Source organism: Vibrio sp. R10-SF1-ISO8 (genome assembly GCF_059833805.1).
In genome coordinates this window covers 418,163-442,652 of record NZ_JCBDHL010000019.1, presented here as the reverse complement: position 1 = coordinate 442,652, position 24,490 = coordinate 418,163, and the positions used below count along the sequence as shown (strand labels likewise).

The 24,490-nt window shown below is 44.1% G+C and carries 32 protein-coding genes; 24 read left to right on the top strand and 8 right to left on the bottom strand.

From position 1 onward, the window contains the following. Positions 1 to 11 precede the first annotated feature (11 nt). Both AC6R00_RS16930 and AC6R00_RS16925 read left to right on the top strand, forming a co-directional pair. Positions 12 to 1,148 (top strand): hypothetical protein, encoded by a 1,137-nt coding sequence (locus AC6R00_RS16930; protein ID WP_500641266.1) that lies wholly within the window; start codon positions 12 to 14, stop codon positions 1,146 to 1,148. A 2-nt stretch (positions 1,149 to 1,150) separates the two neighbouring features. Next, positions 1,151 to 1,618: a GNAT family N-acetyltransferase gene (locus AC6R00_RS16925; RefSeq protein ID WP_500641265.1), complete on the top strand. Its 468-nt coding sequence runs from the start codon at positions 1,151 to 1,153 to the stop codon at positions 1,616 to 1,618. A 22-nt stretch (positions 1,619 to 1,640) separates the two neighbouring features. On the opposite strand, the gene AC6R00_RS16920 is transcribed toward AC6R00_RS16925, so the two are convergent. From AC6R00_RS16920 to AC6R00_RS16910, 3 genes are read right to left on the bottom strand one after another with little or no spacing between them, the layout of a single operon-like run. Beyond that, the gene (locus AC6R00_RS16920) at positions 1,641 to 2,702 is read right to left on the bottom strand and encodes an N-acetyltransferase (protein WP_500641264.1); all 1,062 of its coding nucleotides are present in this window, start codon (positions 2,700 to 2,702) and stop codon (positions 1,641 to 1,643) included. Positions 2,703 to 2,708: 6 nt separating this feature from the next. Continuing rightward, positions 2,709 to 4,265, bottom strand: a complete 1,557-nt coding sequence (locus AC6R00_RS16915) for a hypothetical protein (RefSeq protein ID WP_500641263.1) — start codon at positions 4,263 to 4,265, stop codon at positions 2,709 to 2,711. Continuing rightward, the gene (locus AC6R00_RS16910) at positions 4,265 to 4,891 is read right to left on the bottom strand and encodes a phage repressor protein CI (RefSeq protein WP_500641262.1); all 627 of its coding nucleotides are present in this window, start codon (positions 4,889 to 4,891) and stop codon (positions 4,265 to 4,267) included. Before AC6R00_RS16910 ends, AC6R00_RS16915 begins: the two co-directional genes overlap by 1 nt. Positions 4,892 to 4,979: 88 nt before the next feature. Here AC6R00_RS16910 and AC6R00_RS16905 point away from each other — a divergent pair, with 88 nt between their 5' ends. The 7 genes from AC6R00_RS16905 to AC6R00_RS16875 all read left to right on the top strand — a co-directional run bounded on the left by AC6R00_RS16905 (position 4,980) and on the right by AC6R00_RS16875 (position 8,922). Further along, positions 4,980 to 5,192 carry a hypothetical protein gene (locus tag AC6R00_RS16905; RefSeq protein ID WP_019275486.1) on the top strand — a complete coding sequence of 71 codons (213 nt, stop codon included), beginning with the start codon at positions 4,980 to 4,982 and terminating at the stop codon, positions 5,190 to 5,192. 67 nt (positions 5,193 to 5,259) lie between these two features. Next, complete coding sequence (locus AC6R00_RS16900; protein WP_500641261.1) at positions 5,260 to 5,799, top strand: phage regulatory CII family protein; 540 nt, start codon at positions 5,260 to 5,262, stop codon at positions 5,797 to 5,799. 28 nt (positions 5,800 to 5,827) lie between these two features. Beyond that, positions 5,828 to 6,040 carry a hypothetical protein gene (locus tag AC6R00_RS16895; RefSeq protein WP_500641260.1) on the top strand — a complete coding sequence of 71 codons (213 nt, stop codon included), beginning with the start codon at positions 5,828 to 5,830 and terminating at the stop codon, positions 6,038 to 6,040. After that, the gene (locus AC6R00_RS16890; RefSeq protein WP_272275321.1) at positions 6,028 to 6,255 is read left to right on the top strand and encodes a hypothetical protein; all 228 of its coding nucleotides are present in this window, start codon (positions 6,028 to 6,030) and stop codon (positions 6,253 to 6,255) included. The genes AC6R00_RS16895 and AC6R00_RS16890 overlap by 13 nt, the downstream gene beginning before the upstream one ends. After that, complete coding sequence (locus AC6R00_RS16885) at positions 6,252 to 6,545, top strand: hypothetical protein (protein WP_500641259.1); 294 nt, start codon at positions 6,252 to 6,254, stop codon at positions 6,543 to 6,545. Before AC6R00_RS16890 ends, AC6R00_RS16885 begins: the two co-directional genes overlap by 4 nt. Before the next feature lie 7 nt (positions 6,546 to 6,552). Beyond that, a complete protein-coding gene (locus tag AC6R00_RS16880; protein ID WP_500641258.1) occupies positions 6,553 to 6,837 on the top strand; it encodes a hypothetical protein in 285 nt (94 codons plus the stop codon). A 3-nt stretch (positions 6,838 to 6,840) separates the two neighbouring features. Further along, a complete protein-coding gene (locus tag AC6R00_RS16875) occupies positions 6,841 to 8,922 on the top strand; it encodes a rolling circle replication-associated protein (protein ID WP_500641257.1) in 2,082 nt (693 codons plus the stop codon). Positions 8,923 to 8,979: 57 nt separating this feature from the next. On the opposite strand, the gene AC6R00_RS16870 is transcribed toward AC6R00_RS16875, so the two are convergent. Further along, positions 8,980 to 9,174, bottom strand: a complete 195-nt coding sequence (locus AC6R00_RS16870; RefSeq protein ID WP_500641256.1) for a hypothetical protein — start codon at positions 9,172 to 9,174, stop codon at positions 8,980 to 8,982. Between the two features lie 176 nt (positions 9,175 to 9,350). On the opposite strand from AC6R00_RS16870, the gene AC6R00_RS16865 reads away from it, so the two are divergent. Both AC6R00_RS16865 and AC6R00_RS16860 read left to right on the top strand, forming a co-directional pair. Beyond that, positions 9,351 to 9,569 carry a hypothetical protein gene (locus AC6R00_RS16865; protein WP_500641255.1) on the top strand — a complete coding sequence of 73 codons (219 nt, stop codon included), beginning with the start codon at positions 9,351 to 9,353 and terminating at the stop codon, positions 9,567 to 9,569. 25 nt (positions 9,570 to 9,594) lie between these two features. Further along, positions 9,595 to 9,828, top strand: coding sequence for an ogr/Delta-like zinc finger family protein (locus AC6R00_RS16860; RefSeq protein WP_272275331.1), 234 nt, complete (start codon positions 9,595 to 9,597; stop codon positions 9,826 to 9,828). A gap of 21 nt (positions 9,829 to 9,849) precedes the next feature. Here the strand turns inward: AC6R00_RS16860 and AC6R00_RS16855 are convergent, their stop codons facing one another. After that, a complete protein-coding gene (locus tag AC6R00_RS16855; RefSeq protein ID WP_500641254.1) occupies positions 9,850 to 10,461 on the bottom strand; it encodes a hypothetical protein in 612 nt (203 codons plus the stop codon). A 371-nt stretch (positions 10,462 to 10,832) separates the two neighbouring features. On the opposite strand from AC6R00_RS16855, the gene AC6R00_RS16850 reads away from it, so the two are divergent. The 11 genes from AC6R00_RS16850 (at position 10,833) to AC6R00_RS16800 (ending at position 18,423) form a co-directional block, all read left to right on the top strand. Then, the gene (locus tag AC6R00_RS16850; RefSeq protein WP_500641253.1) at positions 10,833 to 12,023 is read left to right on the top strand and encodes a DNA circularization N-terminal domain-containing protein; all 1,191 of its coding nucleotides are present in this window, start codon (positions 10,833 to 10,835) and stop codon (positions 12,021 to 12,023) included. Next, positions 12,020 to 12,958, top strand: coding sequence for a phage tail protein (locus AC6R00_RS16845; protein ID WP_500641252.1), 939 nt, complete (start codon positions 12,020 to 12,022; stop codon positions 12,956 to 12,958). The genes AC6R00_RS16850 and AC6R00_RS16845 overlap by 4 nt, the downstream gene beginning before the upstream one ends. Then, positions 12,951 to 13,556 carry a phage baseplate assembly protein domain-containing protein gene (locus tag AC6R00_RS16840; protein ID WP_500641251.1) on the top strand — a complete coding sequence of 202 codons (606 nt, stop codon included), beginning with the start codon at positions 12,951 to 12,953 and terminating at the stop codon, positions 13,554 to 13,556. The genes AC6R00_RS16845 and AC6R00_RS16840 overlap by 8 nt, the downstream gene beginning before the upstream one ends. Then, positions 13,553 to 13,954, top strand: coding sequence for a phage GP46 family protein (locus AC6R00_RS16835; RefSeq protein ID WP_500641250.1), 402 nt, complete (start codon positions 13,553 to 13,555; stop codon positions 13,952 to 13,954). Before AC6R00_RS16840 ends, AC6R00_RS16835 begins: the two co-directional genes overlap by 4 nt. Further along, positions 13,951 to 14,994 carry a baseplate J/gp47 family protein gene (locus tag AC6R00_RS16830; RefSeq protein WP_500641249.1) on the top strand — a complete coding sequence of 348 codons (1,044 nt, stop codon included), beginning with the start codon at positions 13,951 to 13,953 and terminating at the stop codon, positions 14,992 to 14,994. The genes AC6R00_RS16835 and AC6R00_RS16830 overlap by 4 nt, the downstream gene beginning before the upstream one ends. Further along, positions 14,976 to 15,506 carry a hypothetical protein gene (locus AC6R00_RS16825; protein ID WP_500641248.1) on the top strand — a complete coding sequence of 177 codons (531 nt, stop codon included), beginning with the start codon at positions 14,976 to 14,978 and terminating at the stop codon, positions 15,504 to 15,506. Before AC6R00_RS16830 ends, AC6R00_RS16825 begins: the two co-directional genes overlap by 19 nt. Next, the gene (locus AC6R00_RS16820) at positions 15,503 to 16,414 is read left to right on the top strand and encodes a hypothetical protein (RefSeq protein WP_500641247.1); all 912 of its coding nucleotides are present in this window, start codon (positions 15,503 to 15,505) and stop codon (positions 16,412 to 16,414) included. The genes AC6R00_RS16825 and AC6R00_RS16820 overlap by 4 nt, the downstream gene beginning before the upstream one ends. Next, the gene (locus tag AC6R00_RS16815; RefSeq protein WP_500641246.1) at positions 16,414 to 16,959 is read left to right on the top strand and encodes a hypothetical protein; all 546 of its coding nucleotides are present in this window, start codon (positions 16,414 to 16,416) and stop codon (positions 16,957 to 16,959) included. Before AC6R00_RS16820 ends, AC6R00_RS16815 begins: the two co-directional genes overlap by 1 nt. A gap of 155 nt (positions 16,960 to 17,114) precedes the next feature. Further along, positions 17,115 to 17,357, top strand: coding sequence for a hypothetical protein (locus tag AC6R00_RS16810; RefSeq protein ID WP_171349396.1), 243 nt, complete (start codon positions 17,115 to 17,117; stop codon positions 17,355 to 17,357). Continuing rightward, on the top strand, positions 17,354 to 17,899 hold the full coding sequence (locus AC6R00_RS16805; RefSeq protein WP_500641245.1) for a lysozyme: 546 nt from the start codon (positions 17,354 to 17,356) through the stop codon (positions 17,897 to 17,899). Before AC6R00_RS16810 ends, AC6R00_RS16805 begins: the two co-directional genes overlap by 4 nt. A 2-nt stretch (positions 17,900 to 17,901) precedes the next feature. Then, on the top strand, positions 17,902 to 18,423 hold the full coding sequence (locus AC6R00_RS16800; protein ID WP_500641244.1) for a hypothetical protein: 522 nt from the start codon (positions 17,902 to 17,904) through the stop codon (positions 18,421 to 18,423). 4 nt (positions 18,424 to 18,427) lie between these two features. Here AC6R00_RS16800 and AC6R00_RS16795 read toward each other — a convergent pair whose 3' ends face one another. The 3 genes from AC6R00_RS16795 to AC6R00_RS16785 all read right to left on the bottom strand — a co-directional run bounded on the left by AC6R00_RS16795 (position 18,428) and on the right by AC6R00_RS16785 (position 22,421). Next, positions 18,428 to 19,570 (bottom strand): PDDEXK-like family protein, encoded by a 1,143-nt coding sequence (locus tag AC6R00_RS16795; protein ID WP_500641243.1) that lies wholly within the window; start codon positions 19,568 to 19,570, stop codon positions 18,428 to 18,430. A gap of 103 nt (positions 19,571 to 19,673) precedes the next feature. After that, on the bottom strand, positions 19,674 to 20,639 hold the full coding sequence (locus AC6R00_RS16790; RefSeq protein WP_500641242.1) for a phage portal protein: 966 nt from the start codon (positions 20,637 to 20,639) through the stop codon (positions 19,674 to 19,676). A 21-nt stretch (positions 20,640 to 20,660) separates the two neighbouring features. Then, complete coding sequence (locus tag AC6R00_RS16785; RefSeq protein ID WP_500641241.1) at positions 20,661 to 22,421, bottom strand: terminase large subunit domain-containing protein; 1,761 nt, start codon at positions 22,419 to 22,421, stop codon at positions 20,661 to 20,663. Between the two features lie 134 nt (positions 22,422 to 22,555). Between AC6R00_RS16785 and AC6R00_RS16780 the strand changes: the two genes are divergently transcribed. After that, on the top strand, positions 22,556 to 23,371 hold the full coding sequence (locus AC6R00_RS16780) for a GPO family capsid scaffolding protein (protein ID WP_021455676.1): 816 nt from the start codon (positions 22,556 to 22,558) through the stop codon (positions 23,369 to 23,371). A 32-nt stretch (positions 23,372 to 23,403) separates the two neighbouring features. After that, positions 23,404 to 24,441, top strand: coding sequence for a phage major capsid protein, P2 family (locus AC6R00_RS16775; RefSeq protein WP_043010143.1), 1,038 nt, complete (start codon positions 23,404 to 23,406; stop codon positions 24,439 to 24,441). Positions 24,442 to 24,490: the final 49 nt, after the last annotated feature.

Genomic DNA, 24,490 nt, shown 5'->3' with positions numbered 1-24,490 from the left:
AGAGTAAAATATTGGCTAGCAGTGTTGGTATTTGGTTAGAGTCTAATAGTCGAGCAAACATTGATGTTAACCTAGAGGTACATGTCAACTACTGGTCTTTAGCTAAGGATGACATTAATTATCTTGATGTTGGCGTTAAGCTTACTCCGGTCAAAGGTGAATTAAATACAGAGCTCTATCAACGGATAGAGTCTGTTAATATTTACCTTCCATTTGAAAGAAAACATATTGAGTATGACTCTGAATTGGGCTACATGGTATGTAAGGATCAAGAGTTGCTTTCGGCTATTTTTAATAGCTATATTAAAGAGTATTCTCATGTGAACGACTCTGGTGTACACAATATTACTCTTCCCGATGGCGAAGAGTTGAGTTTCTTTACCCAAATTGACCTAAAAAATGGTGACGGCCTTGATGGGGTTAGTATTACCGAGCTAGTAGACAAAAAGGAAAATGGAACCTTACTCTCATTCCCGGGAGCTTTATTTAAAGTGGCAAATGGAAATGTTAAAGATTCAGTTTACTTTAGATTTCGAATAAATCTAATAGATGAACAGGCAATAAGACGAATCTCTACTATTACTAAGCCAAAGCTTTCCGCTCTTTTAGGTGACTTGAATAAAATAGAAATAGTTGACTTTAGGTTAAATGAGGCGAGAAATTTACCATTTAAAATTCGCTCAAAAATAAACTCTACGGAGTCTTTAAACGTTATACATTTCTTTTTGATAAGAGAAGCTGTATCCGATTTTAAAGCTTCACATTCTAATTACAAACGTTGTAGAGTTCTCGAGACTGATATTTGGGATAAGTATTTGGGGTTGAAAGATACCAAATCGCAGTACCTGATTTATCACTGGAGAGAGAAGACTGATGGAATCAGCTCTGAAGATAAGACTGACAATAACTTTATCGATCACTTTTCTGCTTTTGCAAAATTCACCTCAAATCAGGTCTCTTGGCGCTTGGTGCTGGTAGTTCTTACCTTTACGTTTGTGATTGGTGTGGCTAGTGGAGTATTTGGTAACCTGTTTTGGCACAAACTTACATCAGATAAAGATATCGAGTGGAATTTATCTAGAACAGAACATGAGACTGTGCCAAACTTACCCCTAGCTATGTATTGGCCCCCAACATATAAAGGTTAGTTTTGGCTGGAATAGTAGTAAAACCATCTATAAAAATAGAAGAGGCTGATAGTCACTTTGACGTTTCCCAAATCAGTCATGCGTTGGAAGATGTGTCAAAGCTTTACCCTGATTTTCAGGATTGGTTCCGTAATAAATTTATGCCAAGTTTTCATATGGGTGAGAGAACTATCCTTGTGGCTCACAACGGCTCTGAGCTATGTGGTGTTAGTCTTTTAAAAAAAACGATAGAAGAAGACAAGATTTGTACTTTTTACGTTCTTCCAAAGTTTAGAGGTGAAAAGCTCGGTGAGGCTTTACTTGATCGAAGTTTAGAGTCTTTCTCTACTTCTGATGTTGTGATATCCGTATCTAAAGAGAGAGTTAACGAGCTTTATCCCGTTTTGCATTCAAGAGGATTTTTACTTGAAGCACGAGTTGATGATTTATATCGTAAAGGTAATACAGAGCATTTTTATAAGAATAGGTAAAGGGCACTCTGGCCCTTTTCAATTAGCGAAGTACTATCTTCTGATCTAGCTCTGATAGCTCAATTATGTCATCAAACTGTTTGTCAGTTAACTTCATCACTCCCCAATAGTCATCGCGGCTTAAACCTGCAAAGTCGGCTAGTTCTTGTCTGATTGGGCGCTTTGGCAAAGCGGTGTTGTATGTAAAGTTGATGATATAATTATATTTCTTCTGTTTGTAGATTGTACGGAGCTCATCTTCAGAGAACACACTAAATTTAGCGCAGTAGTCTACGAACTCATCTATACCATTGTATTTGTCGATTGTATGGACATCTTCAACAACACATAGGGAAGTTGCGACTGATCTAAATTCTGCAGCACCTTGTCCATCTCCAGTTCGGTATATTACGATTGCATCGCCACGATTAAAGTCCATAACACCTGCCATGCCACAGATGTAAATCTTGTGGATACTATTAGAGTGAGAAATATCTCTAACGACATTAGGGCTCTCTGTGATCAATTTTGAGTCAGGGAACAACTTAGTATGGTAGTTAGGATATATGCTCAACAAGTACTTAGCGTTTCCCTTAGTGTTGACGAAAGGGTAATCTTTATCGACATCTCCTAGGGTTGAATTGAGATCTCTAAGCAATACCTCCTCAATCCCATTTTTCGTTTCTTTTTTCGCGTACTCTTTAAAGCCATACCGTTTAAATAACTCCGCCAAATAAGGATGCTTATCGGCAAATATAGTCACGTAAATGTCATCGACGTCTGGCTTATATGCTAGAGCATAATCAAAAATTTTCTTAAGATAACGATCCCCGCGCCTAGTGCGTTTAGGGTTGAACTTAAAAGTACCAACCTTCATATGTTGAGTGTTTGGCAGCGGAGGAATGGTATCGCTGCCGGGGCCTTTTTCATACTTGCAATAAAGAAAACCCTCAATCTGGTGATCATCATTGTAAAGTACTAAAGCATTGTTGTTATGTTTTTTCTCGAACCATTTTTCAAATTCTTGATAATCCCTCTTTAAAGTGTCAAAAAAAGGGTCATCGAGATCAATTTCTGAAAATGTTTGAATAACTAACTTTTCCATTGCCAATTAACCTCTACTTGCTTGTGGTCGGCGCTTTCTACGTGGAGTATATGTGCGATTGTTAGTTGTTGGTTGAGTAGCTCGATCGATTGAACGAATAATTTTTGTAGTTTCTTTTAGGTCTCTCAAGAAGTCTGGGACATTTTGTGTGTCTGCTTTTCCATCATGAAAGGAGAAGAAGGACGTTACTAACTCTTTCTTAATTGAATTTCTCTCTTGTTCATCTAACTCCTTGAGATAAGGAGTTATAGAAGCAAGCTGAACACCTCTTTGTCGGTAGAGGTTTTCTTTAGCCCTATGATTTGCAGCTTCTTTTAGAAGATACAAACCGGGGGCTGTCAATAAGATTACGATAGATATTCTTTTAAAAAACCACGATGCTTCAGAAGAGAAGGAACTAGGTGTAGAGGGAGGCTTAGAAAGACTCCCTTGATTAACGATATTGTATGTACTTAGCTCTCCGTTAGAGGAAGAAAAATCGACTAACCAAGTAAGCCATGGAATTTTGAGACCTAGCGAATCCCCAAAAATCGCGACGCTCATTAATATAGCCAAAAATAAAAAACTCAACCCAAACAACTGAAAGCCCCAGTATGCTTTAGCTTCACGTCCCGCTTGAATTAGGTGTTCGTGTGCTAACGCTTTTTTAGATAGCACGCCAACAATATCTTTTGCTTCGTTAAGCTGCTCTTTCAGGAGTGTTCTAAGCCCTTTATATTGCTGGATTTCTTTTTTTACTTCACTGAGAAATCTGTCTTTAAAACTATTCTGCTCTTGAGAAAACCTGTCATTGAGCTCTAGTATTTGTGCTTCATGTATTCTATTTAATGACTGCAGTTTTTCTTCAAAATCTGCACGAGAGTCGTCAGAGAACCTAATCTGCTCCTCCGTTTTAGATTTTAGTTCACTATAAAGTCTATTGTACTCTGAAGAGTGCTTCTTTAAGAGTTCATCAGTTGCATCACGAATTATTTGGTTTAACCTAGAGTTAGCTGTTTCTACAGTCTTTTCTAAATCATTTGAGCTGTCCTCGACGAGAACCTTTATTTCGTTTGAATAGAGCTCTCTTAACTGGCTGCTTTCGGTTCGAAGCTCATTGATATATTTCCGCTGTACTCTCTCTATCTGACGCTCAGCAGCACCTGTTCGTTCACTTATTTGAATTACACTGCTAGCTACTGCGCTGTTTATCTCGTTTTGACGCAGGGTCAATTGTCGTAGTTTGCCTGTTGCTTCTGATTGAGATAAAGATTCAAGTTCGGTAGCTTCATTATCCACATACCAATCATTTAGAGCATCATGAAGTGACTTTTTAGCTAAGACTAATTTTTCATTCGATTGTCGGGGGGAATAGTGTTTAACTTCTTTTGCTAAAAGAACCAGATCTTTTCGAATATCATCATTCAGGTCTCCCCACAATACTAATGGGTCTTTGAGGCTTGATTGTAGGCGCTTCGCAGTTCGAATAATATTTCTACTTCGCAAACTGACATTATAGTCCGCTTCTCGAGCTGCATTTAAAAACTCTTCAATTCTGTTCCCTATAAGTACGAGAGGTTCCATTACTTCTTCTCCATCACCAACGCCACACGTCCAACAACCTTAACTTCATCCTCTTCAACAGTAAGAGTTGAACCATTAAAGCTGATCGCTAGCTTCTTGCCTGGTAAACGTTGGATTTCGTTGAGAGAGAGTAGGCCGTCCATATCAATTAGATATGTGCCGCTAACAGCTTGTAAATTATTTTTATCTATAATGTGAGTGCAGCCGCTTTGACGAATAGCTATCGGATTTGATACCTCAATCTCGTCCAGATAAGCCTTGTCGAAGGTTAGTGTTTGGATGTTTTCTAACTTCCCGTCTTTAATGTTGAAAGAGTCAATGTCGAACAAAAACTTGGTTTCCATTTGTTCTTTATCATTCTTATGAGAATTTCTGTTCGGAAATGGCTCGCCTTCACCTAGTGTTAACCACTTTAAAGAAACACCTGTGTACATGTGGGCTCGCAGCACTACTTCGTATGGACAAAGCCCGCGTTTGTGCCAAGTGGCTATAGTTGAAGCGGAAACATCTAAACGGTCGCCTAAGTCCCTAATAGTTTTTGTGCCGAGAATTTCGTGAAGGCGATCTGTGACGAATTTCCCACCTTGATAATTAAAGGGGGTTAATTTGGCTTGATTTGTTCGCATATACGATCAATAATCCAATTCAAATGGACTGCGAGCTGCAACTCTAGCGTCCGATGTTAAACAATCAATAACTTACAAGGATACCACCATGCTTTCATATCAAGTAGTCCTAAATACGCCTTTCATGACCTATGACCAATACTCGCAGTTCTCTGGTATGCCTAAGCGCACCATTATGGACTGGGTTTCTGACGGTCGCCTGCCTATCAAAGCCAAGTCTAAACCTAAGGAAACACCGCTGATAAACATGGTTGCTTTGCTAGAAATGGCAACACGTGAAGCAATGCAAAACCTAGGTTAAACAGCGGTTTCTAAACCTTGGTTGGTTTTTCATTTTCATCTCCTTGGTATGCAAATGAGTATTGGCTATGAACGAAAGTGACTCAATGTGCGAATTTATTGGCACGAAACAATTGGCATTTAACGAAGCGTGTTGCGCATTTGCGAAGTCAGAGAATATGACCAAGCTGGCAGAAGGCATAGGTATGAGCCCAACAATGCTTCGCAACAAGCTCAACCCAGAGCAACCTCATGTCTTAACGTGTGTAGAGCTCATCGCGATTACTAAAGCCAGTGGCAATCACACCATAGTAAACAGCCTGCTTCTTGGGTTGGGTGTTGTTACTGCTCATATACCGCTTGATGCAACTGAAGAAACCTTTATCAAACGTGCATTAGAGAACTCGATTCACTCGGGTGACCTGTCTCAAATGGCGTTAGACCAAGCCGGAAACGTACGCTTAAGCCGCACTACTAAACACAACATTATTCAGAAAGCTCAAGCCAGCATTGGCAATCTTGTGCTTTTGATTAGTGATCTCGAAGAACGCACTAAAGGCGTGTCTCCCTTTTTAGCTATGGGAGTGGATTTTGTTGCCAACGGTGCGCCAGTCCCCGGACTGAGTTAACTGAAGAAAACAGAAAGGAAGTTTCAACATGATTACGATTGAACTCAACACTCTGGAAGAAGCTTTACATCTACAGAACGTCGCTGCGCTAAACGTCACCAAGTACCAAGAGAACCCTGTCGAAGGGCAAGAGCGCCAGCAAAACTCAAATATTCGTCTTTGGCAAAACATCAGCCGTCAAGCGGGCCTAGCGATGAAGGCATTAGGCGCGCAATCGGAGAGTGCCTCATGCAATACGTAGCCATTCGATTGTTTGGTGATGGCGCCATGAAGCGCCACGAACAAACTCAAGAGCCAGAAACAACGGCTCTTGGTGATTTCGATTCTTTAGACGATGCCGTAAGCCAAGCCTGCGAACAGCTCAAATGCAATCACGTTCGCCACGGAGTATTAAGCGAAGGCGAGGGGAAGGGCGGGTTTATCGTCGTGGACACACAGGAGCTTGCTGAGATATGAGTGCTTCCCAAATTCATCCTAGTGAAAAGAGCCTACCTGCCAAAGACTTTTGCACGATAGCTAGAGCCTTAAACAGTGTGGTTCATCATCCTCCTTGTGTATTCATAAAGTTAGATGCTAAGGGCAACTTCTTAGGTTGGGCAATATCGGTATTTAGCCAAGCCCACCGAGAAGCCATCTACTTAGTTTCTCAAGGCAATGAGCTTGAACTATTTCCAGATGTTCATGAAGCCATGTTGTTTTTGAATGCAGAAGGCATCTTTACGTTCAATGTTAGCTCTGCAGGGTGAGGTGAGAATGAGTGACGATATTGACTTCAGACCTGCGGTATCTATCTACGATGATGGCATCATCGCGACGTCACCTAGTCATTTGCCTTGTCCCGATATGCCGGCACTCGAGAGCTATGATCCGAGTAAGACGCAGCGAGCTCAATTTCTACTATCTAAGCTACGTGAAAAACACGGCATTAAAAAACGAACTAAACCCACTCAAAGACCCATGAACTACATGTGTACGGCTCAAGGTTGTATCGAACCTTGGGGATCGGTAAGTAATGTGAATCGAGAGGAGGGGCATTGATCAATGAAAGAGAGTGAGTTGCTGTATGTCGCGGGGGCGGTAATGCCCCTAGACAGAATCAAGCAAAATGACGCCAGCCATCGAGCTGGTTTTTTAGGTTCCAAAATTCACTCAGACCAAGAGCAAGCGTTACTTGATAGTGGTTTAGTTAAGAAGATTCCTGTTTATGATCGAGTATCAAACCGATTATCCAAGCGCGAGCGTGATGTAAATGTTCGAACTGATTTTTACAAAGCGAAGAATTATCGCTCAAAACACGACCGCGAAGCGGCGGCGAGAATCGCCGAAAGACTTAGTCTAGTCAAAGGGCGCAAAAGTCCGACAAAGGATTTTCGCCAAAGGAAAGAGTTTCAGATTCGTAGAATCAGGACTCTGAACAAGTCTCTTAGAGCGAAGTCAGTACTCGATTCTCCCGAGGCTTACTTCAACCATTCGACTCTCTATGAGACCACTGAGCGCTCGAAACCTGCTGTGTTAAACGAGAATGGTCGGCGAGCGAGAGGGGAAACGGGCCGAATACCTATTTGGATGCAGTTGATGCATCGTGCCTGGAACGATACTTATAAGTTTCAAGCCATAACCGAGACGCCTTCAAGTGCAGCGCCAACTGCTAATGTGGGTGAGAGGTTTTCTGAGAAGTTAACTTCACGTTCCGTTAGCAAAATCTTTGAGGCTGGTGCATATACCGCTGCCTGCCATGGAGGTTTTTCTACGTTCCTGACTTTAACCTTCACTAAAGCTAAGCGTCTGGCCATGTTTGGAGGAATGCTCGATGAAGACGATTGCCGTTCAATGGGAGCTAATCATCCAATTGTTTATAAGCGGAACATGGTGACTGCTAATCCGCGTGCTCTGGAGAAGAAAATCTGGCACCCAATAACGGATATCGGTGGTGAGTATTGGACGGTGCCAACCAAAGATAACCCCTTACCAAGAAAGATGAATCCAGATGGGGTAATCGCCGGAGCATACTGCGATTTGAAGCAGAAACCTGAGCATGAATTTACGATGGAAAAAACTCTAGAGACGACGATTGGACATGAAGTTTCAAGGTTTCTAGATGCAGCTAAGAAAATGTACCAAAGAGGCTGGCTTGCAGACCATACGGTTCGGACTGATCTTGAGTCAGGTCAGAAGTATTGTGATCTAACTAAAGAGAAAGTACCAAAGTACGTTCAACCTAATGACATAGGACCAATGAACACACCGGCAGACTTTCACTACATTTGGGTAGCTGAGTGTCCGGCTAATGAGGACGGGGAACCAAACCCTCACGTGCATTTGTTATTGAGGTGGACTGTTCCGGAGCATCTGTTTAGTCCCTGGTCTAAACGCCTAGAGAAAATATGGGGTCACGGATTTGCAAAGCTCGAGAGAATCAAAAAGCCTAAAGCTGCAGGCTCATACATCATAAAGGCAGTAGGTTATGCAGCGAAAGGCGCCAATGAGAGCCAAGGGTTAATAAAGGGCAATCGGTATGCGATTGCTAAATGTTCGAGGGCGCCTGCTTGGGAAACGTTAGCAAGTTTTGAAGCTGACAATATGACTGCAATCATAAAAGAGTTGGGATACAAGCTCGAGCAATGGAAGAAGCCTATTAAAAGGCAAGTTCGAAGCCTCCAGGCAGCTAAAGCTCAAACCATTAAAGCTAAGTCGATTGCCAGAAACCAGAACAAACCTGAGGAGTACCAGAACCGCTTGTACAATCGAATCATTCGATTAGAGAAGCAAGCCGAGAAACTAAACAAGACAATTCAAGAGCGGGGAGTGCATGTCAGCTCAAACAATAGGTTCTGCATTACATTCGAAGGCCAGGACGCGAAACAAAAGGTAGATAAGTTCATGATCTGGGCCGCTGGTGCTCGAGGGTGGCCGATGGAGTGTCGAGATATTGAAATGGACGACATTAAGTCTAGTTCAGATACGCTATATTTCTCGCAATATCAGCAGTTTATTGAGAGGCACTGTTACTGGAAGAGTGTCTTGTCGTCTTCAATACCAATAGATGAGTCGAGCGATAACGAACGAGATTACTGGCTTAACATTTCTTCTGAATATCTCGCTGGGTGTTTACAACTAGAGTGAATACGCGTTTGCCAAGATGGACTGGGGTAGCCTCGCCAGTAAGGCTACCCCGGTCGGCTAAGCGATGTGTGTGATTACAGTTTCTATTAACTGAGCAACTTGGTTGCTTTCATCATCTCCAGCGAAGAGTTCAACGAGAGAAAGCGCAGCGATAGTAAGTAACTTAAAGGCAATTTTGTCCAAAATTTGTTCGAAAAGTTTGTTACAGAAGTTGTCTAACCAACTGGCAATGGTGTTTTTGAAGTTTTTCATATCTCATTGTCCTTATGAGTTTCACAAACATCTAGTTGAATGCTACGCAACTTAGGAATCGAATATGACAGTTGTGTTTCACTTAGTTGAAGCCTAAATGACAGGTATTCAAAATACATGTAGAAAGCTGTATAAATATACAGTATATTTTCAATGTCATTAGTAAGGATATTGATATGTCGAATAAAAAACAGCTTTTCCAGCAAGCACTGGAGCTAATTCTTGACGGGGTCGCATTGAGTACGAACGGTGAAAACCGCGCCCAAGCAGGTGCTTACTTAATGGGATTAGTTGTTGCTGACAATCAAGGTGAGCTTGATATCGAGAAAGTGGAAGCCATCAAGGCCATTATCGAAATGGCTGACGAAGTCGAAAGCCCGCAGTTTAGGCTATAAGTGCAATTACTGAAAAGGAGTTGCCATGTTAATCACTTGCCCCAAATGCGAAAGCAAAGCCCGCATTGCTACATCCAGAGCGATGAGTAAAGAAACTCGTGAAGCATACTGCCAGTGCCTCAACCTCAACTGCGGCACAGTCTTTGTCACCTACACATCCGTTCACCGCATTATCGAACCTAGCGGTGATAAACCTGATCCAAAACTCCAACCTGAGTTGTGTAAGGGAGATTTGGATCAGATGGAGATCTTTGACTAACAAAAGTAGTTTAGTAACGCATCATTCAGAGATAACCTTTTTCTTCCTCATCAGTAGATACATTATAGAGGGCCAAGATAGGAGGAAAAGGAATGATAGAAGATATAGAGTGAAGCCTAATGGAGAAGCGATGTAGGTGAGAAGCTTTTTAGATATTGGTTCTTTTTGGGCCGAGTTGTTTAGTCGGTCTTCCAAATAGTTGAGATAACTTTCATTGTATATTCTTAATAGGGGGTATGCCTTAGCTTTAAACAACTTCTCGGTCTCCTCATCTAGTTCGCTCTTGTTAGGTGCTTGTTCTGTTCTGTAAGCTTCTTCAGCCTTGTCGCAATATAGCTCTGCTTGTTTATGTTGCTTTTCAATAGATTGTTGGCAAAGTGCCAGTAAGCTAGATAATTCTTTTGTTCGCCTTATTTCTTCTAGGTGGCTGCCTGATCCGATTAACTCTTTTGTATCTTGTGTGGAACGATAGAACAGATACTCTGAACCAATAGTGAAGGTGGCAAAGCAAAATAAGCTGTTGATAAAAATGACTAAAAATCGACCTTTGTTCGATTTTTCTGATTCTACAAAGAGCTTCTTCAAGCGAAAAAATAAACTTTTAATTGAAGGCCAGTAGGAGAAAATATCCATTATTAATTCAACCAGTTGAGTATTGATTTTGATATGTTGCAACAGCTAGTTTTATGAATCAATGTTTCAAGATAGTTCGAAATTTTCTTTGATAGGTTTAGGTGTTAGCCTTGTTAAGAAAAGCGCATAAAAACGATCTCCGACGATCTCTAAATCTCCAATCTAAAACAGCCCTCGGTGTAGATACATCGGGGGCTGTGCTTTACTAACCCTACCGAAACGCGATCACTTTAAGGATCGCAAAATTACAGTGCGGAATTTTAGCGCGGGGGGAGGGGTGAGTCCGAATAAGGGCTGGAAGCACACTTTCACCACCTAAATAATCTCTGCTCTTTAAACTCCAAACTTATTCTTCGATTGGTAGGCTATTGATGTGGGAACGACAACACGAGCACGCTAGATGGAATGGGCTGAAGCTCAACATCCTGTCTACCTCTTTTGATGGTGGTAAGCGTCTGCAAGTGAGCGAAATCCCCTACGCTGAACTACCGCACATCAAAGTCATGGGCACCAAAGCCCGAACATTTACTATCGAATCTATATTCGTAGGTGCAAGCTCACTAGCTGACGCCAATGCATTCATTGAAAGCCTGGAGCAACAACCAAAAGGAGAACTCGAGCATCCCTGGTTAGGAGAGTTGGTGCTAGTGTTCGAGGAACATTCCCTCAGTATTAACACCAAGAAAGGTGTAGTGACACTGAGCCTGAAGTTTGTCCGTGCCGGTACTTCACCCTCTATCACTGCACCGAGAACAGTACGCACCAAAGCACAAGCTGACATAGTAGAAAGCCTGTCTAAGCAATCATTTGTTGAAGAGGTGAAAAGGCTGGATGTGTCTCAAATCAACGAAGTACAAAACAACGCAACCAGTGCGCTCAATGTGTTGGTTGATATTACTAACCGCCTGAACCTAGCCGACGATTCGCTGCAAGATATTAACCTAGCGATAAATGGAGCCTTCTCAGCCGTGAGCGGCTTGAGCACTAACCCTGCTGAGTTCGCTGATCTGTTTTCTAGCGCTGTTGATACGGTGTCTGAAGGTGTTCAATCAGAGCCTGCTTCCGAGAGTGAAGCCGTCGATAACTCACGCAGTGCTCAAGCTTTGATGCTTGGTGAAGTAAAAACCGATAGCCCAACCAAACACCACAACGTCCAGATGGTGACAGGCGCGATGAAGATGAGTAAAGACGTGACTGACCTAGAAGCTAATGACAGCTTTGAGATCACCATAGCCCAAAAGCAACCAGAGATTATTCAAAGTGATCTCTCAACTCTAATTGTCAGCGTTGATGACCGCATCAAGGAAACCACTCAAGTTTCTACCCAAGAAAGCATAGAGCTCTATGACGCACTCACATCACTAAAAAGCAATGTGCAGACTCAGCACGACAAAGTAGCAGAGGGAACCAAAGCACACAGAACAGTGCAATCACCTCACTTTAAGTCGGCGCTGACCATAGCCCATGACGAGTACACCGATGAGAACGTCATTACCAAAATGAATGCACTTCAGCACCCTTTATTTATCCGTGGTGATATTGCGGTGAGGGATGCACGATGAATCAACTCACGATGTACATTGACGGAAAGCAGCATACTTTCTACCAAGCCAATTTGAACTACTCAACGGAGCAATTGGCCCACACCTTTAACTGCTCGATTGAACCCATGAACATTGATCGCCCGTTGACGGTAGAGTTCTACCTCAATGACCAATCCATCTTGATTGGACAGATAGATGAAGCTGAAAGCGAGACAAGCGCAAGCTCTCTAATGATGCCAATAGTGGGGCGTTCCAAGAGCGCCAACATGATTGACTCGCGCATCACTATGGATGCGCTTTATAAACTCAATGTTGAAGAGCTGCTTAGAAAGCTGGCAAAGCCATTTAGCTTAGGGGTAAAGAGCCTAGTTAAAGGCATGCCAAAGATTGAAGAGTTTCAGATTAACGCCGAATCGCCGGTTGAAAATGTTGCTCAGCTCATCCGTGAACAAGGCTACATGCTCATCGAGCGAAATGGTGTTCTGACTATAGAGAACACGGCACATGCAACGATTAACAATGTTGGCCTTGAAACAGGCAACAACATAGACAGCTTAAAGATAAAACGCGCCTTCAATAAGCAGTTTCACACCATTGATGTGCAGGGCCAATGGGATGATGCCAGTGCCAAAATTACCAACCCAAGCATTGAGAGCTCGCGCATGATGGTGATCACCTGTGACCAACTGCAAAGCAGTGCGGCATGTTTATCTCGCGCCAAATATGAACGTAACTTAGCCATAGCGGAAAGCCTGACCGCTTCAACGTCTGTCGCAGATATCTTTCCTCAGCTTGCGATTAATGGATTAAACCGAGTGATTCGAGTGATCGACAAAGAGCAGAGTTTTAGTGAAATGCTGGTAATCAAGTCACTTGGCCTATCGGTGTCCGAAAGTTCCGCGAGCACTTCCGTTGAGTTGGTCAGACCGTTTAAGGAGCAAAGTCATGTCTAGTGCTCAGCACCAGCAACAACAGCGATTAATGGCTCGCATCAAGAACGTGATCGGAACAGGCACGGTAACAGGTGCAACTACGGGCATGCTGCAAATTAGAACTGCAACAGGCCGCACTAATGACCGAATTAAGCGCGTCCACAACTACGGCTTTATGAGTCGACCATTACCACAAGCCAAGGCTTACAACTTGTTTATCGGCGGTGTGACTGCACGTGGGATTACCGTCAATGTGGAAGATGAGCGCTACCAAATCGACTTAAAGCCCGGTGAGGTCGCCATGCTTGATGATAAGGGAAATTTAATCCATCAAACCGAGGAAGGTATTAAGGTCTACGCAACCCAAGGTAAGGTCGATGTTGTAGCCGCGAATGAAGTCTCTATCAAAGCGCCACAGGTAAACGTTATTGCTGACAAAACCACGTTTTCTAATGATGTAGATATAGGCGGCGATCTGAGTGTGGCGAAGAATGCAGAAGTTGCAGGCTCTGTCGGTGGTCTGTCTGGTACGTTCGGCGGCGTTAAAGTCGAGACGCATGACCACGACTATGAAGACGACAGCGCAATCAAAACGACACGGGAGCCTAACAAAGCATGAGCCATTTTAAATTGAACGCGCTTACCGAGTCGGTGGATTCCAAAGAAGGCATGACTCATGCGGTACTGCAAAGCGTCTACAACTACGCCGAGTCAACCAAGAATGACCGCGCCAGAATGGAGAACAATGAACGCGGCGGCACTTGGAGCAATGAACTGATAGAGATTGTCGGCTCTCGGGATTGGACACTCAAACGAGCCAAATTAACCGATGAAACCTTAAGGCTTGCTAAACGTTTTTATGAAGAAGCTCTCACCTGGTTAATTCAACAAGGTCACGCGAAAACCATTGAAGTCACTGTTTGGAGAGAGAAACCAAACCAAATGGGCCGTAATGTAATAATAACCCTAACGGACGGCTCAACATTTGAAGTTCCACTATCGAAGGTAGATAAATGAGTACACAAGTGAGCCTTGAGAGTTTAATCGCTCGTGCTGAAGCTAACCTGACAGCGGCAACAGGACAAAGCAACCCAGCCACCAAAGCGATAGCTTCTGCAATCGCTGGTGTTAGCTATGGGCAATATGGCTATCAAGATTTGCTTTTCAGACAACTGCACCCTGAAACCTGCTCTGAAGCGTGGCTATATTTGCATGCCAATCGCCACAATACACCACGACTGCTGCCTACTTTTGCGAAAGGTACAGTGCAATTTAATGAGTTAGGTGGAACCGTGGTGATCGCCAAAGGGACTCGCCTGATCTACGGTGATAAAGAGTACGAAACCACTAAGGAACAGTACAGCAATGTGCTTGTAGACGTTATGGCACTTGAATCAGGGACAGCAAGCAATTTACCAAACGGCGCCAAACTCACGCTCACTGAAGGGCTAAGCGGTATCGACCCTAATATGATCTTATCGCTTGGTATTGAAGGTGGTGCAGATATCGAAGAGCTAGAGCACTGGCGAGCACGAGTAATTGTCGCGTTCGAGAAAAACGAGCTGATTGGCAAGTCAGAAGATTACGAAGTGTGGGCGGTGTCGGCTCACTCTGATGTTGATTTTGCTTGGGCACTCGATAACACGCCAGAGCGCGGCATGGTAGAGGTCTACATTGGCGCACGTGAGAACGACCCAACGTTAAGCGGTGAAGTGGTTAACCTTGTTCAAGAGACCTTTGAAGCTAACCGGCTCGCTGGTTGTCATCCGTTTGCTCACCTTCCAGAAAAAGCGCCGCTCGCTATAGAGATTCAAGGCATTGAAGACCTAGCGATTCGTGATGATGTGGTCACGGCCCTTGAAAACTTTGTCAAAGGGAAAATGGGCAAGATAAACCCAGAAACCCAAAAGCCTGAATCCATCACCAATACTGAAATTGTGTTAGTCATTTCAACCGTCACCAACAACTTTATTGTCAAAACACCTGTGGGCGAAGTGCCTATCGACAATAACCAGATTCATGTATTAGGAGCCGTCACATGGACACCTCCGACTTAATCATTGAATACAGTGAAGGGGATTTTGCTGAAGCGTACCGTGGGTTACTTCCTCAAGGCGAATACTGGCAAGACTCCGAGAACGCAGAGCTGACCAAGACCATTAACGGTATAGCGAAAGACTTTAAGAAAACCCATGACGACATTGAATTATCGCTTTTAACAGAGTTTGAAGAGCAAGGGTTTGGCTGGAAGGTTCGCGATTATCAAAGTCTGCTTGGGACAATGGGCTCAAACGGCTTGGTGTATGACGATGTGAAAAGGCCTAATCTGATTTTGATTGACCTATTCAGCTATGACAATGGTGCAGCCATCAACGCATTTGAAAATGTCCGATTACCTCATACCGAGCTTCACTGGCTTTACCCACTGGAAGCCGAAACCCAATTTGAACAGGCTACCGCCTTAACAATAAAGCCAGAGTTGAGCTCACAGTTAGAAATAGACGCTGAAACTCAAATATTGTGCCGCACTGCCATTACTTGGCAACTTGAAATAGGAGACACCGAATGAGCACACTGCAAGCTATTCCGACTCAGCACGGGATAGGCATATTAAACAGTGAGCTGAAAAATACTGTAACCAAGTATCGGCTCATTGGCGCGTTAACCCATGACGCACCAAATGAATCATTGCATTCATTCTATGAAAACACCATTGAAACCAGTTACTACGATGACAATGGCGTTTTAACCTTTATCTTGAATCTGCCTATTGAGCAGCACTTTGATGAATACCTACATCAAATCCATGTGCTTGATAGCAGTAATCAATCCGTGATCGAATGCTCGTCACCCAAAGTCGCCTTACCGAAAGGCATTGGCGGCATGGTCACACTCAAAGCGGCGATTTCGGGTGAAGCTGGACAAGTCATTTTTAAACACGGTGAGTTTGTGACTGAAACTGAAATGAATGAGCTGCATCTGGTTAACATAAAGAAAGAGCTACTAGCGCTGCGAGTGGGTGAAATATGGGAATCTCACAATCCAAGCGCAGTTGATGGCTGGCTAGAACTCAAAGGGGGAACAGCGTCGAGAACAACTGACGGTCTTCTTTGGCAGTATGCACAAACCACGGGCCTAGTTGTTGCTCAAGGCGCTAAAGATGCAGACCCGATGAAGTACGCAATGTATTTTGGTGAAGGTGATGGCATCAGTACTTTTACTCTACCCAATCATCATTTAGGGCATTTTGTACGTGGTACTCCTAACAATGTAGATCATGGGGATACACAAGAAGATCAGCTCAAAGCGCATAGTCATGAATACCACTATGTGCCGAATTCAAACAACACCTACTCTGGTACTAACAATGGTGTTCGAGACTTGGGGTATTCAGCTCAAACGGGCGTCATTGGAGGAGACGAAAACCGCCCTTACACCGCAAACCTTTCCATCAAAATTCACCGAGGTTGGATGTAATGAAAATAGCATATCACTACGCTCCACAGACTTGCTTGTTCGCAGGCACTAGCCAAGTGCACAAAGTGACTGGTTATGACGATTACATGTTGCCTCAATTAGCGACTTGGTTGGAGCTTCCTGAGTTCATAGAGAGTAAACAGCAACTGAGATTTTCTGTTGAAAATCAACAATGGTATATTGAAAATAAACCCATTGAAGTTATTGCTTACCTAAAAACTGATAGTTCTAAAACTAAAGCGTTTACTGATAAGTCGGTTGTCACTGACGACTATACGCTAGTTGAACCAGCGACCTTGTTTGACGAGTGGAACAATGATGCATGGGTAACCAACCTAAGCAATAAATACATTCACGATTATGCGCAAGTAGATGCTACTCGTTCAGCGCTTTATACCCAACTCACCGACCCACTAGAAAGTGAGCTTGCCCGTAAACAGCGGCAAGGCAAAACCGATGCGGTGCAAGTGCTCTCTGGTCGTATCAACGAGCTAGAAGCCAAAATCAAAGCAGAGAACCCATACCCAGAAGCGCCAACCAACTAACTAACCGCCAAGCCCAGCCTAGACGCTGGGTTTGTTCTTTCTACCTTCCCAAACTTCTAAATCTCCGCACTAGAAATGCCATAAGTACCCTTTAAACCTCAGCTCTATACACTGGTTTTGTGGGGCACTAATCATTAGTTACGAGAGAAAAATCAATGAATCAAACAGAAGTAAAAGCGTTAGTTGTTTCTTTGCTTGATATTACCGGGCTAAAGAAAACTCTAACGTCTGTTAGTGCAACCCTAATCAGCTTCGGTGTGAACGATATTGCTCAGCTTATAGCAATCTCTGTGGGTATTGTTTCGGGCGTCATGGCTATTCGCCACTATGCCGTTGCCACCAAACTCAACCAAGCCAAACTCGACAAGCTGAACTCTCAAGAGGACGGAGCCATATGAGCTTAAAAACCAAAGCAATACAGGCGGTGGTATGCTCTGTCACCTCAGTTCTTGCCATTGTATTTACTATCGACTCAGAGCTAAGTGTTAGTGAAAACGGTTTACGCCATATCGCTAACGAGGAAGGTTGCCGCCTTAAGTCCTACCAATGCAGTGCGAATGTTTGGACGGTCGGTTTAGGTCATACCAAAGGCGTGACCAAGGATACACATATTACCGAAAAGCAAGCCGCTGAAAGCTTTGTTGAAAGCGTATCTGCCGCTGAAAGTGTAGTTAACAAGCGTATCACCCAAACACCAAACCAAGGCGAGTACGACATGATGGTGAGCTTTGTTTATAACCTTGGTGCAGGAAACTTCGCTCGCTCTACATTGCTGAAAAAATTTAACCGAGGTGATCGCACTGGTGCTTGTAATGAGTATCCGCGATGGGTGTTTGTGAATGGTAAAGATTGCCGACTAGAAAAAAGCAACTGTGCCGGTATTCCTAAGCGCCGAAGTAAAGAGCAAGACGTTTGTCTAAACGGTTGGCAAGGAGAGTAACCATGTTAAGTAATTATCTAACCCTGTTTAAAGCTCTTGCTTTTGCTGCCGCTCTTGGTGGTGTCGCCTACCTTTCTTATGACTACGGCGTTACGACTACAGAAGCTAAGGCCCTAAAAGAACAAAACGCTCTGTGGGACAGAGTAGAAAGAAAACAAGACGAGGCTTTCCAATTAGCTGTAAAACTCGCTAACCAAAAGCCTGATATTCGAATTGAGTTTCGAGAGATAGAAAAAGAGGTGATCAAGTATGCTCAAAAGAACAGTGATAAGCAGTGCGTTGTTAATGATGCTGATTGGTTGCGCATCCGAGCCGACGCAGTGCGAGCGCATAATCGAGCAATCGGTATTCAGCAACCCGCCACCATCGCTGATGGTCCCGCCAGAACCGTTACAAGTTACGAGCGAGACGCCGAAGTCCTAGCCGAAGATGCGGCTAATATAGAGACCTGTGCGGAAAATGCGCGCAGACTGTCTGCTCTACAGCGATGGATTGCAGCACAAACACAAGTCATTCCCAAGTAAATGGTTACGATGCCTTCATTATCAATTGATGCAAAGCACTAAGCTCATCGACTATCTCTTGAGTAAAGTCATTTAAAAACTCTGGATTTGAAAGAGACTTCACGTCATTTGCGCTAAGGTTTCGAAAGTTAATTTTTTGCTTTGGATATTTAAACAACGTGGTGCCATTTTCCACCTCATAGTTATGATTTAATTTGGGGAGCTTAGTTTGCTTTGCATGTTTTGATTCCTTGTTTTGATACAGACCAAAATACAAATGGTGGTCTTGTTCTACATACAAATAGAACGAAGGGTAATCACGTAATTCAAACTCTTGAATGATCCATCTAGAATTACGTCTAGCTTGAACATATTTTCTGACTGTTTCCCTTGGATCATGTTCGTGAGCAATTGAGTCGCTTGATAGCTCACCCAACTGTTCTGTCATTTTATCTCCAAGCATCTCCCACATTGACAACTGAGCATCAACTACGATTTCTTCATACGCTTGATTTAATTCGGAGACAGACTCTAAGTTGTCATCTTCTAGCAACAGTTTCTTTAATCTCTCGATGTGTTCCATATTCTCAACGCGATTAGTTAAATGGTTTATAAGGTCTAGATATTGAATGAAAGCTTCACGCAATGGCGCATTACGAGCGGAAAGTTCAGTACAACGGTCCATCCAGTCATGTATGTCCGAGCGATAGCTTATATTGGTTACCTTCTTGTCCAGATCGCCAACACTCTCTGGACTAGGGTCTTTGCCATCTAACGTAAGATAAAAAAGATGGATATCTTTATATCCTTCCTCACGCATGGTTCGGTAGTAACGCTGAAGTTGCTTATCCTGATCAGCAGCATAGATTTTGTTTTCTATGATGATCGCTGTTTTTTCTGAACGGATCAAAACATCGATATTTTTGTACTCGCAAAGAACTTCAATGTTTCCTGAAATATCTAGCTCTTGACGCTTAAGAAAATCAGAGAGAAAAAGTTGTCCTTGATTGTGGCTACCCGTCGGGCTCAGAACATCGACTAAAAAACGAGAGTGGAGCCTAACTTCATCTGACTCAGAACGAAGAACAGAGAATAAGTTATATTGTGGGGGCTGTTCGTATCTGTCTCTTAATAGTCTTAGGTAGTTGAAGAATTGTGTATTAACCATAAAGGCCTCTTATGCAATAGTGCCAGTATGGTACTGTGTTTGATCAATTAAAGATTTGATGCAAATACTATTTTTGGTAAATCTGTAGTGGAGCTAAATGCTACTACATATTCAAAAGTTCGTATTCTTGAGGCGCGATCACCCCCATCCCCACAAACTCATTCAACTCCTGCAGTGTATCAATCATTGGCAGTAGTTCATTCTTGTGAAATAGCCAATCAACCTTGTTGAGGTCGAGAGAGGTAATACTCTCGCGGCGAACGCTCATCAGCTCGATGGGTACGCGGTGGAGAGCCAGCACATCATTCATGGTTTGGTTCTTCACTTCTTTAAATGAATCCTTTGCTTCTACTTGGCCAATTGGCTTAAGTTCTGGTGCCTTAGTGTCTTTGCCTCGCGCATTCACAAACATATTCTTAAACGCCATGCCTTCTTTGGCCTGAAGCTTGGTTTTAATTTCGTCTTCCTGCTTTTTCGTCATGCTGGGCTCATTCATATAAAGCAGGTAACCCGCGTGCTGGCCGTTGCGGTAATACTGACGGCGGAACAAAGTGGCATCGTCATTTAGCCAGATGGAAGTGAGCCCACTTACGTGACCGGGTAACCCGTAGATCTCCTGAGCAACGTCGTATTCAGAGAGATGAAAGATTTGCCCCTCCTTAAAATCAACTCTGCCATCATCCTCATAAGTTTTTGGTTTGTAGGTATAACCCAAGTCCTCGCGGCGACGCATATACAAAGCGGGAATGTGTTTAACCTGAACGATAGGACCTTTGCCCGCGTGTGAGCGAACAATTTGGAAATAGCCGTTGCCAAAGGTGAGATAGTCTTGGATAAACCGCTTAAGGTCGCGACGGGATAATATTGGCGAAACGTTCACTGCATAGGCGAGGGTATTGCGCTTAAACTCAATCGCGCTCGAGTGCATTGGGTTAACGCGTAGCGCTTTGGCCAAGGTGTCGAAAGGAATAGGTGGTTCATACAAGCCATCAACCAAAGCCGTTTCAAGGTAGCTTAGTATGTCACTGTTCATCACGCTGACAGGGTTAGAAAATTCAATCTCAATCACTTCGTTTCTCCGCTCTTTGGCTTAGAAGATTTCAACGGTGGTATCGTCGTCATTGTTAATATCAATTGGCTCCCAACACATAACATGCATCGAAGCCCAGGCGAGGTCAGCATGCGACCCTATCTTGCTGCGATTAGAGACAAACGTAACCTGGTTACTGATGTTGGTGGTCTGCTGGCGAATCATCAGGAAGGAATGCACCAGGTCATCCCATTCGGCGTCAAACTGCAGTCGACCATTGCCGATGATCTCCCGAGCTTTGTAGGCCATCATCCGCTTTACCTCTGGTGAGTAGTTCAGCTCGAGCAAAGACGGGTAAAACTTTCGAACCAACTCAGCCACGGCAGAACCTACACCACTGGTATCGATGGCGAGGTGCACTACATTGTATTTTTCGGTGATCGCGCGAATGGCTTCAGCTTGCTGCTCATAGCTTGAACCTTTAAGCCTTAATCGCTCAATGAAGCGGAAAACGCCGCCTTTCATTTTTGGTTTAAGCGAGACTACTAAGCCCGCATCATCAGAGCCTTCTCCCTGACCACCGCCTCTTGGGTCATAGCCGACTAACACTTCCTCGTCACCGACGGGGCGTGGCTTGTTGTGGTCAACTTCCTTCCATAGAGAGGAGTCCGCTTTGCAGGCGAGAAGGGCTTTCAATGAAAAGAACGACGCGCTGTCATCTAAGAATTTGCATCGCAGTAGGTTGTCGAAGATTTCCTTAACCGGATATTTACGCTTTAGCTTCTCCATGTTGAAGAAGGTCGCGCCTTTCTTCATCGCATCATCAACGGTGATCATCTGCCTGAAGATAAAATCAGGACCTAGCGCCCCATCTTTCAGCGCGGTGTGGCTGATATCAATGCTGTGCTCTTTCTTACCTTCCCATTTCGGATAAGCTTCATGAGCCATCGTGGACGGCGTCGAAATGTAAGTGGTGCGGAACTTCGCTTGTATCGACATGCCGCCTGCGTAGTCATCCAGCTCAGCGAAGCGGGGTATCCAAAACACCTCATCCCAATACATGTGACCATTGAAACCCTGAGAGGTGGAAACGTTGGTCGACATAAAGCCTAGCTTGGCGCCATTACTCAATTCAATATCATCTTTGCCCTTGAGATCGACTTCACCAATCTCGAGAGCAAACTTACGGATGTAGTTTTTAAAGATATACGCCTGCTTTTTCGACGCAGAGATAAAGACCTGGTTGTCACCATTAAGCACAGCATCTTCAAAGGCTTCATACGCAAAGTAGAAGGTGAGACCAATTTGGCGCGACTTCAGATAGAAACGTGTTTCGTTGATGTCATCATCGAGCTTGTGAGCGTGTATCTCTTTCTGGTACTCAAAGAAAGTACGTTCGCGGTATTCATCAAGCATCTCTTTGGTGATCTGCGAAACGTCATTCTTAACTTTGTTAGGTTTTCGACCTCTAGGGCTTTTGCCTTCGAAGGATGTGCCTGGTCTGCTTCGCTTATTCTCTGCTTCAACACGTTTGTAGTGCTGATCGAGTAGCATCTTCAGCTCGCGTTCCTGACACTCAAGTTTTTGGTCAACCCACATCAGATACGTGATCCTCTGACGCAGTATGAGCTCTACGGGCAAATCATCCCGCATTTCCTTCCAGCCAAATTTTGATACCCATTGCTGAACCGTTCGGGTGGCAACACCGATTTTATCCGCGATTTCTGCCGGCTTTTGCTGGCGTAAGAACAGACCAAACGCTTGAGTTTGCGCTGGCGTGTATAGCGGCTGGTTCAGATTGGTTACTGCATTCGTCTCCATGCCAGCATAGTGCTACAGAACCCGCCATTGCTCAGCTTGCGAGAGTTCTATATCGGGTATCTAGAATCAGGATGAATACAAAAAGAGGAAGGCTTTCGTTAGATTGAAATCATCGAATTCAGGAGAGTTTAGACATGTTTCAGTCAGAGCCGATTTGTATTTTGCAGGCAGGGACAACCGTTGATGGTCGCGTTATTGAACAGAAAATCATTGATGAAATCGCAGAGACCTACAACCCAGAGGTATACACCGCACGCATTAATGAAGAGCACTATGACTGGAGCTACAAATTTGGTTCGGTGTTGTCGGTAGAGAAGCGTGAAGACAAGTTGTTTGCGGTTATTAAACCTAACTCCCATTTGCTACGCATGACGGAACAAGGCCAGTTACTTCATACATCCTGTGAGTTCATTGAGAAGTTTTCTAACACTGAGAAAGCCTATTTAACCGGACTGGCTCTGACCGACAAACCCGCATCACTGGGTACAACTCAAATCCATCTCTCTAGCAAGGACGATGGCAAGGTTCACGTACTTTCAAAGTTTACGATCGAACCCCAAGCGCTTTCGCAAGAAGAACCAGAAAGTGATGCCTCCTTATTCCAGAAATTCAAAAGCTGGCTCAGCGGTGAAAAGTCTCCTGAGCAGTTCTCGCAACAAGAGGAAGAAAGCGAAATGAGTAAAGAAACTGAAGAGCTGCTCAAACAAAGCATCGAGCAGAACAAGGTACTCAGTACCAACTTAGGCCTGTTGGTCGAAAGCCTTTCCGCACAGAAAAAGCCAGAGGTTGATCAAGAGGAGCCTGAAAGCAATCAGCTCGATGAACTCAAAGGTCAGGTGGAGCAGTTGTCGACTCAGATGTCGGAGATGACGACAACGCTTAGCCAAATCACTGACGAAACACCGCGCAAGCTAGCAGGTCAGGACAGCGAAGAAGAGCAGTACCTATAACGCCAGTCTGACGAAGAGAAACAGGTAAAACTATGCAGAAACAAACGCAAATCAAGCTCAATGCTTACGTGAAGAAAGTCGCTGAGCAAAATGAAGTGGATGACGCGACCCAGAAGTTTAACGTCACGCCGAACGGCACTCAAAAAATCATTGGTCAGATGCGAGAGAGCAACTGGTTCCTGAAGAAGATCAACATCATTCCGGTGAAGAACCAGAAAGGCGAATCCATCGGTCTGGGTGTAACGGGCATGATTGCTAGTCGCACTGACACATCAGGTGAAGGTCGCCGTGTACCGAAAGACTACTCAGGCATGGGCGCGATGCCGTATATGTGTGAGCAGACTAACTTCGATACCGCTATTCGTTACGACAAACTTGATGCCTGGGCGCACGACAAGCGCTTCAACTCAATCATCTCAGCTCACACGCGTGAGCAGATTGACGCTAACAAAATCACCATTGGTTGGTACGGTGAACGCGTAGAGAAGAACACCAATGCGAGCTCGAATCCAAACGGCGAAGACGTCAACAAAGGTTGGTTTCAGGCGATGCGTGACTATAACGCTGAGCGCTACATTACTGAAATCGAGCCGAATTCCGGTGAGATCCGAATCGGTGAAGGTGGTGACTTCATTAATCTCGATTTAGCGGTGCTCAACACCAAGAATCTGCTTCACGATGCGTGCGAAAACGATTCAAACCTGATTGCGATTATCGGCTCTGACTTGCTGGCTTACGACAAAGCGAAGTTCTACGAAGCGCATGGCAATACTCCAAGCGAGAAGAGCAAGATTCAGGAAGTACAGGTCATTGGAACCTATGGTGGTCTGCCTGCAGTGAAGGTTCCGGGTTTCCCGTCAACCGGCATTATGGTGACCAGCTACGACAACCTGTCTATCTACATTCAGGAAGGCTCAATTCGTCGCTCAATGGGTAAGAAGAACGACGAGAAAGATCAGATCGAGAACTTCGAGTCGATGAACATGGCTTACGTCATTGAAGAAATCGGCAAAGCAGCCGCGATGGAATTCAAGAACGTCAAACTGAAGATTGGCGAAAACTGGGTATAGCCCTTAAACGACCACCCCCTCAATGCGGGCTCTAACACTCAATCTGTGA

Excerpts from the sequence above, each read along its gene's own strand:
- AC6R00_RS16920 (WP_500641264.1), bottom strand. The coding sequence starts at position 2,702 with ATGGAAAAGTTAGTTATTCAAACATTTTCAGAAATTGATCTCGATGAC.
- AC6R00_RS16915 (WP_500641263.1), bottom strand. The coding sequence starts at position 4,265 with ATGGAACCTCTCGTACTTATAGGGAACAGAATTGAAGAGTTTTTAAAT.
- AC6R00_RS16910 (WP_500641262.1), bottom strand. The coding sequence starts at position 4,891 with ATGCGAACAAATCAAGCCAAATTAACCCCCTTTAATTATCAAGGTGGG.
- AC6R00_RS16905 (WP_019275486.1), top strand. The coding sequence starts at position 4,980 with ATGCTTTCATATCAAGTAGTCCTAAATACGCCTTTCATGACCTATGAC.
- AC6R00_RS16900 (WP_500641261.1), top strand. The coding sequence starts at position 5,260 with ATGAACGAAAGTGACTCAATGTGCGAATTTATTGGCACGAAACAATTG.
- AC6R00_RS16895 (WP_500641260.1), top strand. The coding sequence starts at position 5,828 with ATGATTACGATTGAACTCAACACTCTGGAAGAAGCTTTACATCTACAG.
- AC6R00_RS16890 (WP_272275321.1), top strand. The coding sequence starts at position 6,028 with ATGCAATACGTAGCCATTCGATTGTTTGGTGATGGCGCCATGAAGCGC.
- AC6R00_RS16885 (WP_500641259.1), top strand. The coding sequence starts at position 6,252 with ATGAGTGCTTCCCAAATTCATCCTAGTGAAAAGAGCCTACCTGCCAAA.
- AC6R00_RS16880 (WP_500641258.1), top strand. The coding sequence starts at position 6,553 with ATGAGTGACGATATTGACTTCAGACCTGCGGTATCTATCTACGATGAT.
- AC6R00_RS16875 (WP_500641257.1), top strand. The coding sequence starts at position 6,841 with ATGAAAGAGAGTGAGTTGCTGTATGTCGCGGGGGCGGTAATGCCCCTA.
- AC6R00_RS16870 (WP_500641256.1), bottom strand. The coding sequence starts at position 9,174 with ATGAAAAACTTCAAAAACACCATTGCCAGTTGGTTAGACAACTTCTGT.
- AC6R00_RS16865 (WP_500641255.1), top strand. The coding sequence starts at position 9,351 with ATGTCGAATAAAAAACAGCTTTTCCAGCAAGCACTGGAGCTAATTCTT.
- AC6R00_RS16860 (WP_272275331.1), top strand. The coding sequence starts at position 9,595 with ATGTTAATCACTTGCCCCAAATGCGAAAGCAAAGCCCGCATTGCTACA.
- AC6R00_RS16855 (WP_500641254.1), bottom strand. The coding sequence starts at position 10,461 with ATGGATATTTTCTCCTACTGGCCTTCAATTAAAAGTTTATTTTTTCGC.
- AC6R00_RS16850 (WP_500641253.1), top strand. The coding sequence starts at position 10,833 with ATGTGGGAACGACAACACGAGCACGCTAGATGGAATGGGCTGAAGCTC.
- AC6R00_RS16845 (WP_500641252.1), top strand. The coding sequence starts at position 12,020 with ATGAATCAACTCACGATGTACATTGACGGAAAGCAGCATACTTTCTAC.
- AC6R00_RS16840 (WP_500641251.1), top strand. The coding sequence starts at position 12,951 with ATGTCTAGTGCTCAGCACCAGCAACAACAGCGATTAATGGCTCGCATC.
- AC6R00_RS16835 (WP_500641250.1), top strand. The coding sequence starts at position 13,553 with ATGAGCCATTTTAAATTGAACGCGCTTACCGAGTCGGTGGATTCCAAA.
- AC6R00_RS16830 (WP_500641249.1), top strand. The coding sequence starts at position 13,951 with ATGAGTACACAAGTGAGCCTTGAGAGTTTAATCGCTCGTGCTGAAGCT.
- AC6R00_RS16825 (WP_500641248.1), top strand. The coding sequence starts at position 14,976 with ATGGACACCTCCGACTTAATCATTGAATACAGTGAAGGGGATTTTGCT.
- AC6R00_RS16820 (WP_500641247.1), top strand. The coding sequence starts at position 15,503 with ATGAGCACACTGCAAGCTATTCCGACTCAGCACGGGATAGGCATATTA.
- AC6R00_RS16815 (WP_500641246.1), top strand. The coding sequence starts at position 16,414 with ATGAAAATAGCATATCACTACGCTCCACAGACTTGCTTGTTCGCAGGC.
- AC6R00_RS16810 (WP_171349396.1), top strand. The coding sequence starts at position 17,115 with ATGAATCAAACAGAAGTAAAAGCGTTAGTTGTTTCTTTGCTTGATATT.
- AC6R00_RS16805 (WP_500641245.1), top strand. The coding sequence starts at position 17,354 with ATGAGCTTAAAAACCAAAGCAATACAGGCGGTGGTATGCTCTGTCACC.
- AC6R00_RS16800 (WP_500641244.1), top strand. The coding sequence starts at position 17,902 with ATGTTAAGTAATTATCTAACCCTGTTTAAAGCTCTTGCTTTTGCTGCC.
- AC6R00_RS16795 (WP_500641243.1), bottom strand. The coding sequence starts at position 19,570 with ATGGTTAATACACAATTCTTCAACTACCTAAGACTATTAAGAGACAGA.
- AC6R00_RS16785 (WP_500641241.1), bottom strand. The coding sequence starts at position 22,421 with ATGGAGACGAATGCAGTAACCAATCTGAACCAGCCGCTATACACGCCA.
- AC6R00_RS16780 (WP_021455676.1), top strand. The coding sequence starts at position 22,556 with ATGTTTCAGTCAGAGCCGATTTGTATTTTGCAGGCAGGGACAACCGTT.
- AC6R00_RS16775 (WP_043010143.1), top strand. The coding sequence starts at position 23,404 with ATGCAGAAACAAACGCAAATCAAGCTCAATGCTTACGTGAAGAAAGTC.